Here is a 13,974-nt window from a genome sequence, read left to right on the forward strand (position 1 = left end):
CCCTCCTAATGGTAACTGTTCTTATTTTTTAGCTGCAGCAGTTTTAGCAGGGGCTTTTTTTACTGAAGGTTTGCCAATAAGCGGTAAGCCTGCCGCGCTGGTCTTGATGTACTCGCCCCAGGTCAGATTGTCCTGGTCGTTTACCTGTGCCCTTGCCCTTTCAATGGCATACTTTGCGCTGGTTTCTACCACCCAGTCGAAGTTTTCCTGTCCAACGCTGGCTACATCAGCATCCGGCGCCGGGTTACAGAAATCTATGGCATACGGAATCCCGTCGCGTACGGCAAATTCCACGGTATTGAAGTCATAACCCAGGTACTGGTTCAGCTTAAGTACATAATTTTCGATGGTTTGCAGCAGCTTTTTACTGGAAGGGGGGGTGTTTACCACGTAACGCAGGTGAAAAGGGTTGCGGGGTTCGTATTGCATAATGCGTACATATTTTCCACCAATACAATAGCAGCGGAAGTATTCCTCAAAAATGATCTCTTCCTGCAGCATCATTACCGTTTGTTTGGTCTGACTGTGCTTGTCGAAAAAGTCTTCCTTATCGTTTAACTTGTAAACTTCTTTCCAACCTCCGCCATCAAAAGGCTTCATATAGGCCGGAAAACCGGTATATTGAAAAATCGCATCCCAGTCTAACGGAAATACCAGATTGCTGAACGACTGGTCTGAAGTATCATCCGGCTGTTCGTAAGAAGGGACCAATGCTGTTTTTGGTACCGGTACACCTAGTTTTTCTGCAAGGGCATTATTAAAAAATTTCTCATCGGCACTCCACCAGAAGGGGTTATTGATAACAGCCGTTCCGGTAATCGCCGCGTTTTTCATCGCAGCGCGATAAAAAGGGACATCCTGTGAAATACGGTCGATAATGACTGCATAATTTAAAGGCTCGGCCTGGAAGATCTTGTCGATACTGACAAATTCGGCCCGGAATTCCTTTCCTCCCATCTGGTTCACACGTTTTACAAAAGCTTCCGGAAAAGATCTTTCCTTCCCAAATAAAATTCCAATTTTTTTCATCTTTCAATTTGTTTTTCAGGGGTATATATTCAGTTTAGGGATGTCTGTTGATAGGGGTTTATGGCAATTGACTTAAATATTCGGGTAACATTTGCCGCCATATGGGCCAGTCGTGATCTGCATTCTGTCTGATGTCCAGCCAATGATGGATACCTTTGTTGTGCAGGGTCTGAGACATACGTTCATTGTCTGCACGGCACATGTCCCGGTCTGTGGTGCCAAGTATGATCTTCATGTGCCAGAGCTCCGGGTTGTTGTCGTTTGGTACAAAATCTACAGGGTTGTTAAAATAAACGTCATCGTTATAGAATCCGTCAAGCTGTCCTTTTATGTCGAACGCACCACTCATACTGAACAGGTGGCTCACTAGCCAGGGATGCCTGAAAGCAAAGTTGGCGGCATGGTAGCCTCCAAAACTGCAACCTGCAGCAATGATCTTTGCGTGCCCGGTTTCCTGTCGCATCAGGGCCGAAACTTCTTCGAGCAACAGTTTATCATACCAGATATGGTTTTTTACCCTGTCTGCCGGATGGATGTCTTTATTGTACCAGCTCATACGGTCTATACTGTCTGCGCAGTACACCTTAATCTTTCCCTCGTCTATGAACCAGCGAATGGAATCTATCATTCCAAAATCCTTATTCTCAAAATACCGGCCCATGCTGGTAGGAAACAACAACACCGGGTAGCCGCTATGTCCAAAAGCGAGGAGTTCAAAATCGGCGTTCAGATTGTGACTATACCACTTTTTATATGCTTCTTCCATAGCGCGACAGATTAGATGCTTTAAGTTAGACAAACAATTTGTTAAAGAGCAAACAATAATTGCATTTATTCGTCTTAATTTAACTTTTTTACAAAAAGCACTGAGTCGCTCAAGTATTTTTTACAGAGATTATTAACTTTGCGAATTATTTGTGAGAAAGGGGAATCGCTGAATTATGTATACTGTCATGTTACTTCCGGAAGTTGTAAAAACTGAACATATTTTAAAATCTGTTTGCCTGAAAAGGGAAGTAGCGCTGGAGATCTTTATTCCGGAGAACCTGCTGGGCAATGAGCAGCTGAACCTGCTGTTGCTGAACGATGGACAGGATACAGGAGCACTTCAGCTTCAGGAAACATTGAACCGCCTTTACCGCAATTTTAAAATGGAGCCACTTGTTGTGGTTGCCATTAAAGCTGGCACTGAGCGCCTGCAGGAGTATGGCGTGGCTGGTATGCCTGATTTTTTGGGTAGGGGAAGCAAAGCTGGAGCTTATACCGATTTTATCATAAAAGAGCTTGTGCCATTTGTACAGACTGAAGTTGAATTGCCGATCAATGGCAAGCGGGCTTTTGCAGGATTTTCGCTGGGAGGGCTTAGCGCTTTTGATATTGCCTGGAACAATGACAACTATTTTGATGCGGTAGGTGTTTTTTCCGGATCTTTCTGGTGGCGGAAAAAAGACCTGAAAGAAGGTTACACCGATAATGACCGCATTTTGCACCAAAGCATAGCAGAAACAATAGCAAAGCCTGAACTGAAATTCTGGTTAATGACCGGAACGGAAGATGAGCAGGCCGACCGGAACAGGAACTTTATTATCGATTCTATTGACGATACAATTGATGTCATTAAGGAGCTCCTGAAAAAAGGCTATGAGCGACCACATGACATCTGCTATTATGAAATGGTTGGGGGCAAACATGAAGTGCCTACCTGGGCAAAGGCGATGCCTGCGTTTTTATGCTGGGCGTTTGGCCGGAAAATTACACCTATAGATTAATTTCTGCATAAAAACTTAATACCTGGCTTAAGCTAATTGCTTGATATGTCGATAATAAACGCTATCTTTGCGCGAAAAATCAGACGCATTTTATGCAAAAAATTAGAAATATAGCAATCATAGCCCACGTTGACCACGGTAAAACTACACTGGTTGATAAGATCTTACACTCTTGTTCAATCTTCCGTGATAACGAACAATCCGGGGATTTAATACTTGATAACAACGATCTGGAACGTGAGCGTGGTATCACCATCGTTTCGAAAAACGTTTCGGTTAAATATAAGGATGTTAAAATCAATATCATTGATACTCCGGGTCACGCCGACTTTGGGGGTGAGGTAGAAAGGGTATTGAAGATGGCCGACGGTGTACTTTTACTTTGCGATGCTTTTGAAGGTGCGATGCCTCAAACCCGCTTTGTAACTCAAAAAGCACTTTCTTTAGGTTTAAAACCAATAGTCGTTGTAAACAAGGTAGATAAAGAAAACTGCCGCCCTGAAGAGGTGTACGAGCAAATTTTTGAATTGTTCTTTAACCTTGAAGCAACTGAAGACCAGCTGGACTTCCCTGTAATTTATGGTTCTTCCAAACAAGGATGGATGAGTACAGACTGGAAGGTCCCTACTACAGATATTTTTGCGTTACTGGATACTGTAGTTGAAAGCATTCCGCCTGCACCTGTTAACGATGGTACGCTGCAGATGCAGATTACCTCACTTGACTACTCTTCTTTCGTTGGCCGTATCGCTATCGGGCGTGTACATCGCGGGAGCATTAAGGAAAACCAGCCGGTTACCCTGATCAAACGTGATGGAAAGATTGTAAAATCGAGGGTAAAAGAATTGTATACCTTTGAAGGGCTTGGAAAAATTCGCACTACAGAGGTCAAATCTGGTGACATCTGCGCTGTTGTGGGTATTGAAGGATTTGATATTGGCGATACGATTGCTGATTTTGATGCTCCGGAGCAACTGCCCGTAATCAAAATTGACGAGCCGACGATGAACATGCTGTTCACCATCAATAACTCTCCTTTCTTTGGTAAGGAAGGTAAATTCGTGACTTCACAACGTGTGAAAGAACGTTTGTACAAAGAGATGGAAAAAAACCTGGCGCTGAAGGTTGTTGAGACCGAATCGCCTGATGCCTACCTGGTTTACGGAAGAGGTATCCTGCACTTGTCGGTACTGATCGAGACCATGCGTCGTGAGGGTTATGAAATCCAGGTTGGCCAGCCGCAGGTTATTGTTAAGGAAATTGACGGTAAAAAATGTGAGCCGGTTGAGACCCTGATCGTGGATGTTCCGGGTGAGGTTGCTGGTAAGGTAATTGAGCTGGTAACGCAGCGTAAAGGCGAGCTGCTGATCATGGAGCCAAAAGGCGATCTGCAGCACCTTGAGTTTGAGATTCCATCACGTGGTATCATTGGCTTAAGGAATAACGTGCTTACGGCAACAGCAGGTGAAGCCATCATGGCACACCGTTTTAAAGCCTACGAGCCATGGAAAGGAACTATTCCGGGCAGATTAAATGGTGTTCTGGTGTCTATGGAAAAAGGCAATACTACTGCCTATTCAATTGATAAATTGCAGGACCGCGGACGTTTCTTTGTTGATCCTGGAGTGGATATTTATGAAGGCCAGATCCTGGGTGAACATATACGCGATAATGACTTGGTAATCAATGTGGTTAAAGGAAAAGCGCTGACCAACATGCGTGCTTCTGGAAGTGACGACAATACCCGTATTGCACCAGCCATTAAATTCTCATTGGAAGAGGCTATGGAGTATATCCAGGCTGATGAATACATTGAGGTAACGCCGGTAAGCATGCGTTTACGCAAGATCTATTTGACAGAGAACGAACGTAAGATCAATGCGAAGAAATTTCAATAATTAGCATCTTGCTTTGAAAATAGAAAACCTGTAAGCCATGGCTTACAGGTTTTTTTATGGGCTTAATCGTTGGTTTTGCGGTGGCGGACAAAATATACTGCCAGGTTGGCCGCAATCACAATGTGGTTGATGAGGTTGGGCACCAAGCCATAGTATCGGGTAAATATGCGGAAGCGCTCTTTTAAGCTGGCCAGATGTTTTTTCTTGGATATGCCACCAACCAGGTATTTGGCTACATACATATGGGTGTTTACAATGCTGGATGCATTTTTAGTTGCCCTGATGATCCAGTCGATATCTGAACTGTATTTATATTTAAGGTTAAAAGCCCCGGCTATGCTCCTTTTTACATAGATAGCCTGGTGGCTAATGCTCATGCCATATTTAAAGCTTTTCCAGTTGAAGTGTTCCGGAGCACAGTGACGCCTTTGGCCCAGGCTTTGCCATTGTTCATTGAACATTTCGGTTTCGCCGTAATAGATGTCGGCCGATGCAGCACTTTCAAATACTTCTTTCACGGTTTCAGGAGCATACAACTCATCGCCAGAGTTCATAAACAAGACGTAGTCGCCCGTTGCCAGCCGAAGACCTTTGTTCATGGCATCGTAAATGCCTTTGTCGGGTTCGGAAATGAATTGCGCCAGCCTGGATTTATAGTTATAAATGATGTCTTTGGTACCGTCAGTTGATGCGCCATCAATAATGATGTATTCTATATTCGGATAGGTCTGGTTCAGTACAGAACGCATGGTGCGTTCTATGTCTTTCACGTTATTGTATACGATGGTGATGACGCTTAATTTTGGTTGCATGGGCTTGGACAAAGGTTATTTGGGTTGGAGATCGAGGAGCGACTGGTACAATAACTGGTGCTTTCCGGCAATAACAGCTTCAGAGAATTGGCTCAAGATGGTCCGACGTGCTTCTTTCTGGATATCAGGAGCATTTTCATCGTGATACAGCCATTCTATTCCGGTGGCCAGGTCTTCAGCCGACTGGTATTCGGCCAGATACCCGTTTTCGAGGTGTTTTACCATGTCGGGAATGCCGCCGGTTTTAAATGCCACTACAGGCGTTGCACAGGCCAGGCTTTCCATGACAGTATTGGGCAGATTATCCTCCAGCGAAGGGGCGATGAACACATCGGCAGCGGAATAACACTTGGCCAGGTGCTCATCGTTGTTGATGTTGCCTAAAAAAGTGGTCTTGAAAGGGAACTCCGGCAGTTCAGCATTGCCTTTATTACCAAATATGACCAGTTCTATCTTTTCTTTTATGATGCCCGGCCTTGTAGCCAGGTCGTTTAACGCATCAATGAGGTACGAGGTGCCCTTGTGCTTGTCATTTTTTGAGGGCATAAAGCCGCTCATCATGACAAATTTTTCGGGGCTGATCTTCAGTATTTTTTTTGCTTCTGCTTTTACATAGGGTTTAAATACCTGGGTTTCGATGGTATTGGGAATTACAGTCACCTCCCTGAAGCCCATAAGGCTGCTTATCTTTACTGACTTTGCCATCCAGTTGCTTGGGGCAACGATATGGCAGTTGAGTTCGGAGTAGGCTTTCTTTTTGCGCATCCAGGTTTTATGGGAAAGATCGTTTTTTCCGTTGAACCTGAGTAGGGGGCAGGAACCGCATTCTTTGTGGTAGTTTTCGCAGGAGTAGCGGACATGGCAACCACCGGTAAAGGCATTGCTATCATGAAAGGTCCATACAACTGGTTTTTCCAGTTCATCCAGTTCGGCCAGGAATTTGGGCGATAGGAAGCCATGATTGATCCAGTGCAGGTGTATAATATCGGCTGATTTAACTTCAGGATGATCGATAACTGAGCGCCCAAACCATTGCAGGGAAAAAGGTGTTTTTACGGCTTTTGTAAATGCTTTTGACAGGTAACGCTCGGCCAGGATATGGAATATTGCCCAGGCTTTTTGAAATGGGTTTTTACTGAAGGTACCTGTCTTGCTGCTGGGGCTGAACTGGAAATAGACCATCACTTTTGATGAAGTTCCCGAAGCATTCAATGCCTCACTTAACCGCAGGCAGGCACGTCCGGCGCCGCCGTTACCTTCGTACGTATTTAAGTGGACTACTTTCAATTTCTCAAATTTACATATTATTGTTAACCTTTATTAAAAGTGTTACGTATTTTCGCTGCTTCAGGAGCTTTGCCCAGCAGTCGGAAAATTTAGCAAATAATACGTGAAAATAACGACAGGTAAGGAAACTTGTTGTCGGTTTATTTATTGAAGAAAGCATTATTATGGATAATCTGTTAACAGACAGATCATTTTGGGTAAATTATTGGGAGCGTAAAACCGGCTTGTCGGTTAGGATTCCTGCAAACTATTTGTTCCATGAGCAATTATCTGCCATCATTAAAGGACAGTCTGTAAAAACAGCGATAGAGCTTGGCGGTTTTCCAGGTTATTATGCGGTTTTTTTGAAAAAATATTTTAGCCTGGATGTTACCCTGCTGGATTATTTTGTGCATCCTCCGGTTACCAGGGGTTTATTGGAAGCCAATGCGCTGAAAGAAGAGGATATTCATATCATTGAAACAGACCTGTTCAGTTATGTGCCGGAACAGCAGTTTGACCTGGTACTGTCTTGCGGGCTGATTGAGCATTTTAAAGATACGGCGGATATCATTAACCGACATATTGCCTTTGTAAAACCGGGCGGAACCTTATTTATTACCCTTCCCAATTTCAGGGCTTTAAACGGCTGGCTTCAAAAATCTTTTGATAGGGAAAATTACGATAAACACAACATCGGCTGCATGGATCCCCGCCTTCTGGAAAGGATTTGCAGGGAGGCGGGCCTTACCGTTGTGCAGTCGCGGTATTTCGGGCATTTTAGTTTATGGCTGGAAGATGAGCAGCAAAAGCCCGCAGGCCTGCGCCTGTTTAAAAAGGCACTGTGGCTGGTGGGTAAGGTATTTACCAAAATATTTCCCTTTAATTCAAGGCAATTGTCACCTTATATCATTCTTGAAGCTAGAAAGCCCTAAGTTTAAAACTGGTACTGCTCTGCCCCTGGCTTAGCTTTTTAAACGCTGAATGACGTATCGTTTTAATCTTTGCCAAAGGGAACCTTTCCTGGTGGAGAGGAAGTGTTTTATGGCTGCATACGCTTTTGGATCTTCTTTGATCTCATCTGGGAACGTGGAGATTGGTTTTGGATTGATGATTACGTTGTAAATTTCATTGATCCCGGAATGGACACCACTGCCGTCGTGACCAATGTTATTGACCATTGAATGGGAGGGATTTAGGGTGAGGCCGCCCCTTAAAAAAATAGAAGCATACCAGCGGATTGCCCAGGAATTGTTCTTCCCATTTTTAAAATCGAGCATTTGTTTCCAGAAATTCATGTTGTGCTCTATGGAGAAAGCATTTTTTTGATTTTTGTCAAATCCCGATATAAGTATATCTATATTGGGCTCAAAGTGCTGCCAGGCCCTATCCCATGTGGCCCATCCCCAGCTGGTTGCTGCACGGTAAAAAAAAGTTTCAGGCAAGTCCGGGGCTTTCAGGTTATACATATATGCCCCGATATGCATCACTTTGTCTTCTTCGCGGTACTTATTCAGGGCTTCGTTAAAATAGGTTAAGGTATAAGGAGAAGTAATGAGATCGTCTTCCAGTACAATGACCTGCCGGTAATCCTTAACGAGGCGGGTTACGCCTGCGATTACGGAATTGGCAAGTCCCATATTGGCCGGCCGCGCTATGATTTCTATTGATTTGAACCCGCTGATATTTCGGAGCAGTTCCCTTACCTGTGCTACACTGTCTTCATCGGCAGCTGATTTTGGTCCATCAGAAAAAACGAACAACCTGCTTTCGGAAGCCAGCTCATTCTCTTTTAAAAACTTTAAGGTCCGTGCGGTATGCTGCGGGCGGTTATATACGAATAAGGCAATGGGGGCGAAGGTTTGCATGTTCAGAATATCTGCAGTTTGTTTGCTGATTTTTTTGTTAAAATGGTATAGGCATTGCCAAACTGCTCTTTTTTCTTTTTCCCCAACAGGCTGCTGAGCAGTTTTTTTAGTCTGTACTCCAGATCTATTTTCAGTACCTTAACAACAGATTTGTTTCGTTTTCTGTTCACAAATTCATTGAATTTAGTGGCTTCGGGATTGGTTAATGAAACTTTGTCCGATAAAATTTCGAGCCCTTCGCTTTGCAGCAGGAAGCGAAGGAGGGTTGGGCTGTACATGTTGATGTGGCCGTAGTCCAGAAAATGTTTCATCCGCTGGTCAACCCCAAAGCGATAGTCGAGCGGGACTTCTATGGCGATAAACCGGGCTACGCGTTTGAGTTCTCTCAGCAGCAGCCGTTCATGCTCTACATGCTCCAGCACATGCGTCAGAATAACCAGGTCAAATGTATCATCGGGATAAGGAATGTTATATCCGTCAAAAGCCTGTGCTTCCACGAGTTTATCCAGGTTCCTGTTTCTGATCAGTTCTACACCACTGGAAGCAATTTCCAAAGCATACAACTGCTGGCCAAAGTTCCACTGGTCTAAAAAATGGAGCACACTACCGTCTCCGGCTCCAACCTCCAAAACCTTTTGGAAAGTTCTGTTTTTACAAACCTCAATGAGGTTTTGCGCTTTGGCCCTGGCGCCAAGCAGGCGCCATTCTGTATCGCTTTCTTTATAGAAGTTGTCGTATGCCCGGACTACGGTATCGGTAATTTTAGTCATGCAGGAATTGAAAGTTGCGTAAAGGTATCATTTTATAGTTTTATCTGTATTTTTACGCAAAAATTGATTGATCTTCAAAACAGGGCGTCCTTTTGTAAAAATAGATGAATGCTGGCTAAAAAGAGAATTTATGTTAAAGAAACTAATTGCAAAATACTTACCTGTTCATTATTTCAGCTCATCCAGATCGTATTCACAGGATGGTGAGGACATGATCCTTAAATCCATTTATGAAGGGAGGAAGGACTACAAAGGTTTCTTTGTTGATGTAGGGGCACACCATCCGGTGAGGTATTCCAATACGCTTTTTTTTTACAAGAGGGGCTGGAGGGGCATTAATATTGAGCCCACCCCCTCAGCCATCAAACCTTTTAACCTGTTCAGAAGAAGGGACATTAACCTGAATATTGGTGTAGGGGAAAGCCGGGACACGCTGACTTTCTATTGTTTCAATGAACCTGCGCTGAACAGTTTTTCGAAGGATGTTTCAGAAAAAATTGTAAAGGAAAGGCCAAAATACAAGATCATAAAGGAAGTGAAGATTGATGTATTCCCACTTGCTGAAGTGTTTGATCAATATTTACCCGCAGGCACCAGGATAGATTTTATGACCATAGACGTAGAGGGGCTTGATTTTGAAGTGCTGAAATCAAACAATTGGGAGAAGTATAAGCCTGAAGTGCTGCTGGTTGAAGAGAATATCAATGTGGATGAAATGGGCAATTCGCGGATATATCCTTTTTTGAAGGAGAAAGGCTATGTTTTTTTTGCCAAAACCTTAAGGACCTGCATTTACCGCCTCAACAGCGCTGGCTAACGTTTTCTTATCTTCTGAAACAGTGTAATCAGGAACAGTGATTTCAGCATCATAAGGGCCTGACGGCGTAACTGCGGGATGAAGACAACGAAGAAGGTAGAAACAAAATAGGAGATCAGGGTAGCTACTGCGGCGCCCAGTGGCCCCATAACCGGAATGAGCCAGAGGTTGAGCAGGATGTTGACTATAGCCCCAACGGTAGTTCTGATGAAAGTGATCTTGTTGAGGTTTTCGGCAATCATGTATTGGGTGTTGGCAGTACCCAGGAAAACAAAAATGCCCGACCATACGTGTACGGCCAGGATGGGTGCCGCACTGGCATATTCGGGCTTAAACAGTTTATAGATCAGCGGTGCCGCTATGGTAACGACCAAGGCAAAGAGTATGCTGAACCAGACCATAATATCGTACAGGTTCTGCAGTCTTTTCTGATACCTTTCCGGGTCATCCCTCCGGGCATTGAGGATGGCAGGGAACAGGGAGCTGACAATGATGGTGGGCACAAAATACCAGGCCGAGCTGAAAGCGACAGCTGTGCTGTATAAGCCCTGTGCTGCAGGACCGCTCATTTCATGCAGCATCAGCTGGTCGATATACATGTACAGGGATACCATGATCCCGGAAATGATGAGCGGCCAGGAAAAAGAGATCAGTTTTCTGGCGAGCCTCAGGTCGAATTTCCATTGTCCTACACTTCTTCCCTTGCGGTTGTATACGGCAAGATAACCCAGTGCCAGTGAGATGAAGTCGAAAATAGATGCATATACGAACCAGACCAGCGCGCAATTGCTGAATATCAGTACCAGTTTTATGCCCGCAGCAAGCAGAGTAGCGGTAATCTGTACCTGCATGATGTATTTGGACTGGACTTCTGACTGGAAATAAGAGTCGATGATGTTGAAGGATTGAAAAAAACCCGTAAAGGAAAGGATGAGCACATAGAGGTAGGGCGTTTTTTCCAGTCCGAAGAACTGCCAGCTAAGGTAAATTACAGGGATGCAGAGCAATCCGGCCATCAGCCTCATGCCAAAAGCAGTACCTAAAATACGGTCGCGCTCTTCAGGATAGGCATGCAGCTCCTTTACCGTAAACTGATCGAGCCCCAGGGAGGCCACTGCAGCAAAAAGGGCTACGTAAACGATGGCGCCGTTTAATATTCCGTTGTTAAAGGCACCCAGGTGATTGGCAATCTGTATGCTAACCAGCATTTTGATAACCAGGCTCCCTATCTTTCCAAACATAAGCATGCCTGTATTTTTCAGGTACTTGTTGAATGCTTCATGGTCAAAGCCTTTAATGGCGGGGAATTTCATGCCTGCAAAGATGCAAAATTAAAAATGATGGAGCAGTTCTTCCAGGTTATTGATTTGCCATTCCACATCGCCTGGCTTATCCTTGTTCAGCGGATTGAAATAAATGGCTTTCATGCCAAAGTCCTGCGCCCCTCTGATGTCGGCCTCCAGGCTGTCACCAATCATGATGCTCTCGTGCTTCTGGGCCTGTGCTTTGTTAAGGGCATATTCAAAAATGGCTTTATGAGGTTTGTTTACGCCTACATCTTCAGAGATGATGACATTGCGGAAGTATGGGTTTAAGCCGGAAACATTCATTTTGGTAAGTGTGGTTTCCTTAAAGCCGTTGGAAATGATATGCAGTGTATATTTTTTGTAAAGATAGCCCAGTACTTCTTCAGAGCCCCTGAAGAGATTGGTTTTGGTGGGGCTGATGCGTACATAGTCTTCCTCGAACTGCGTAGGGATCTGATCGGGTTTTACCCCAAGCTGCCTGAAGGTTTTGTTGAACCTTTGTGACCGCAACTGTTCCTTACTGATCCTGCCTACGTGGTATTCTGCCCACAGCTGGTGGTTATTTTCGGTGTAGGTAGCAATAAACTCCTCGCAGGAACGGAGGCCAGCTTTTTCGAGCTGGTACAGTTCATAAAGTTCCTTTAGTGTTTCCTGGGCATTGCGGTCGAAATCCCAGATGGTATGGTCTAAATCAAAAAAAATATGCTTGATCATGCTTTATGTTCTCGGGTAACAGGGAGCTAGACTTTTGGCCCATAGGCCAGGTCGCCGGCATCTCCCAATCCGGGCACAATGTACGATTTACTCGTCATTTCTTCATCAATAGCCCCTATCCATAATTTTGCTTTGGGCAGGTTTGCCCTTACATGCCTGATGCCTTCAGCGCTGGCGATGGCCGATACGATATGCAATTCTTTGATCGGATAACTGCGCATCAGTTCTTTACAGCAAAGCACCATACTCATGCCGGTAGCCAGCATGGGGTCGGCCATGATTACGATCCTGTTACTTAGGTCTGGTGTGGAAACATATTCGAGTGCGATTTCAAAGCTACCGCTCTTGTGCACTTTTCTGAAGGCCGCCAGAAATGCGGATTCCGCCCTGTCGAAAATATTGAGCATGCCTTTGTGCAAGGGAATCCCCGCGCGGATGATGGTAGCGAGTACCGGCTGCTCTGTCAGTTTAACCGTTTGTGCAATGCCCAGTGGGGTTTGTGTTTCTGTTTTGGTATAAGCAAAGGTACGGCTGATTTCCATTGCAAAAAATTCTCCGATGCGTTCCATGTTGTAACGGAAGCGCATGGAATCTTTCTGAATGTTTTCGTCCCTGATCTCAGCGACAAAAACATTTGCAATGGAATTGATTTTACTGAGCTCAAATATCATTATATAAAGATAAAAAATAAAAATGGCCATTTACCAGTTTAACACTATCTAAAAGTTCATTCAACTGTAACAACAATGCTTCGGTGGTTTTGTTGTTAAGCAGTGCCAGGTCTGTCGCTGCGACAGGGTGAATGATTAGCCTTGTGGTTTGCTCGAGCTGAAGATCGTACCATAGGAAGGGGCTGCAGGTTCCGGCCCTGAAGCCAGGCTGGTTGCTGTAATACATGCTGTAGTCATTGCCCGTATTGTTTTTAATCAGTCTGATATAACTTTTTGGCAGCAGTAGCTGCGCATCAAAATGAGCGGCGCTGTTTGCCGGTGAGATAAATACCTGCGCTGTTTTTATAGATCCTTCCTGCTGCATTTGTACAATAAGCTGATGGACACAGGCGAGTTTTTCCTGGTCGTTTGTTGTGACCCTGCGGATCATTGATCTGAAATAACCAGCCATACGGGCAATCGGGCTTAGAGCTTTTGTTTTTGCAGGAAGGGCATATACAGGGTTAAAAGAGAATTCCCTGGAGCCAAAGGAGAGTTCAGGGAAATGTTTTAACAGGATGTTTTTAAGGAGCAGTGCCCAGCCATCTATCACCGGAAGTTTTAATAGGCCGGCATGGTACTGCAGACTTTGTAAGGGTGCATAAAGGTTGTTGTCCTGCGCTGGTGGCAGGTATTCTTCATACCTGCTTAGGAAATAGAAGGATGCAGCAAAAACATCGAATGGCAGCGTACTTTTTTCGACAGCGAAAGGCACTTTATGGTCGCCAAACCGGGTTGTGCGGATTTGCTGTGCTGTTATTTTATGTTCAAGCAGTAGCTGCGCACTTTTAAAGAACAATTCACCTCCGATAGGTTGGGGAGCATAACAGAATTTGGGCAGTGTAGATTGCACGAATTCTTCGATGCTGACACTAAAGCCTACCTCGGTTTTAAGGATGTCATGGAATATAAAGTTGAAGATGTACTTTATGCGGGGCGTAAGCAGGGGTACGTAAATCAGAAGCTTCATGAGGAATAAATTTAGCATATTATTCTTTATATTTGATGCCCATC

14 protein-coding genes are annotated in these 13,974 nt (G+C 44.5%); 4 read left to right on the plus strand and 10 right to left on the minus strand.

The genetic code is table 11. From position 1 onward, the window contains the following. Window positions 1-21: 21 nt before the first annotated feature. Together B9A91_RS12310 and B9A91_RS12315 are read right to left on the minus strand one after the other, a co-directional pair. Complete coding sequence (locus B9A91_RS12310) at window positions 22-1,029, minus strand: ATP-grasp domain-containing protein (RefSeq protein ID WP_084238910.1); 1,008 nt, start codon at window positions 1,027-1,029, stop codon at window positions 22-24. Window positions 1,030-1,087: 58 nt separating this feature from the next. After that, a complete protein-coding gene (locus B9A91_RS12315; RefSeq protein ID WP_084238912.1) occupies window positions 1,088-1,795 on the minus strand; it encodes an esterase family protein in 708 nt (235 codons plus the stop codon). Between the two features lie 187 nt (window positions 1,796-1,982). On the opposite strand from B9A91_RS12315, the gene B9A91_RS12320 reads away from it, so the two are divergent. Together B9A91_RS12320 and typA are read left to right on the plus strand one after the other, a co-directional pair. After that, a complete protein-coding gene (locus B9A91_RS12320; RefSeq protein ID WP_235012539.1) occupies window positions 1,983-2,798 on the plus strand; it encodes an alpha/beta hydrolase in 816 nt (271 codons plus the stop codon). A gap of 92 nt (window positions 2,799-2,890) precedes the next feature. Beyond that, complete coding sequence (gene typA / locus B9A91_RS12325) at window positions 2,891-4,696, plus strand: translational GTPase TypA (protein WP_084238916.1); 1,806 nt, start codon at window positions 2,891-2,893, stop codon at window positions 4,694-4,696. 62 nt (window positions 4,697-4,758) lie between these two features. Here the strand turns inward: typA and B9A91_RS12330 are convergent, their stop codons facing one another. Continuing rightward, window positions 4,759-5,508: a glycosyltransferase family 2 protein gene (locus tag B9A91_RS12330; protein WP_084238918.1), complete on the minus strand. Its 750-nt coding sequence runs from the start codon at window positions 5,506-5,508 to the stop codon at window positions 4,759-4,761. Between the two features lie 15 nt (window positions 5,509-5,523). Beyond that, the gene (locus B9A91_RS12335; protein WP_084238920.1) at window positions 5,524-6,795 is read right to left on the minus strand and encodes a glycosyltransferase family 4 protein; all 1,272 of its coding nucleotides are present in this window, start codon (window positions 6,793-6,795) and stop codon (window positions 5,524-5,526) included. A gap of 164 nt (window positions 6,796-6,959) precedes the next feature. Here B9A91_RS12335 and B9A91_RS12340 point away from each other — a divergent pair, with 164 nt between their 5' ends. Continuing rightward, window positions 6,960-7,709, plus strand: coding sequence for a class I SAM-dependent methyltransferase (locus B9A91_RS12340; RefSeq protein ID WP_084238922.1), 750 nt, complete (start codon window positions 6,960-6,962; stop codon window positions 7,707-7,709). 30 nt (window positions 7,710-7,739) lie between these two features. Here the strand turns inward: B9A91_RS12340 and B9A91_RS12345 are convergent, their stop codons facing one another. Beyond that, window positions 7,740-8,642: a glycosyltransferase family protein gene (locus B9A91_RS12345; protein WP_084238924.1), complete on the minus strand. Its 903-nt coding sequence runs from the start codon at window positions 8,640-8,642 to the stop codon at window positions 7,740-7,742. A gap of 2 nt (window positions 8,643-8,644) precedes the next feature. Continuing rightward, window positions 8,645-9,412 (minus strand): class I SAM-dependent methyltransferase, encoded by a 768-nt coding sequence (locus B9A91_RS12350; RefSeq protein WP_084238926.1) that lies wholly within the window; start codon window positions 9,410-9,412, stop codon window positions 8,645-8,647. Window positions 9,413-9,542: 130 nt separating this feature from the next. Between B9A91_RS12350 and B9A91_RS12355 the strand changes: the two genes are divergently transcribed. Further along, complete coding sequence (locus B9A91_RS12355; protein WP_084239696.1) at window positions 9,543-10,229, plus strand: FkbM family methyltransferase; 687 nt, start codon at window positions 9,543-9,545, stop codon at window positions 10,227-10,229. Here B9A91_RS12355 and B9A91_RS12360 read toward each other — a convergent pair. The 4 genes from B9A91_RS12360 to B9A91_RS12375 are packed head-to-tail and all read right to left on the minus strand — an operon-like array spanning window position 10,226 to window position 13,930. Further along, complete coding sequence (locus B9A91_RS12360) at window positions 10,226-11,542, minus strand: flippase (protein ID WP_084238928.1); 1,317 nt, start codon at window positions 11,540-11,542, stop codon at window positions 10,226-10,228. The genes B9A91_RS12355 and B9A91_RS12360 overlap by 4 nt on opposite strands. Window positions 11,543-11,560: 18 nt before the next feature. After that, window positions 11,561-12,250 (minus strand): YjjG family noncanonical pyrimidine nucleotidase, encoded by a 690-nt coding sequence (locus B9A91_RS12365; RefSeq protein WP_084238931.1) that lies wholly within the window; start codon window positions 12,248-12,250, stop codon window positions 11,561-11,563. A 26-nt stretch (window positions 12,251-12,276) separates the two neighbouring features. Then, window positions 12,277-12,921, minus strand: coding sequence for a uracil phosphoribosyltransferase (gene upp, locus B9A91_RS12370; protein ID WP_084239697.1), 645 nt, complete (start codon window positions 12,919-12,921; stop codon window positions 12,277-12,279). Continuing rightward, window positions 12,911-13,930 (minus strand): DUF7033 domain-containing protein, encoded by a 1,020-nt coding sequence (locus B9A91_RS12375; RefSeq protein ID WP_084238933.1) that lies wholly within the window; start codon window positions 13,928-13,930, stop codon window positions 12,911-12,913. Before B9A91_RS12375 ends, upp begins: the two co-directional genes overlap by 11 nt. Window positions 13,931-13,974 lie beyond the last annotated feature (44 nt).

This window comes from Pedobacter africanus (assembly GCF_900176535.1).
GTDB lineage: Bacteria > Bacteroidota > Bacteroidia > Sphingobacteriales > Sphingobacteriaceae > Pedobacter > Pedobacter africanus.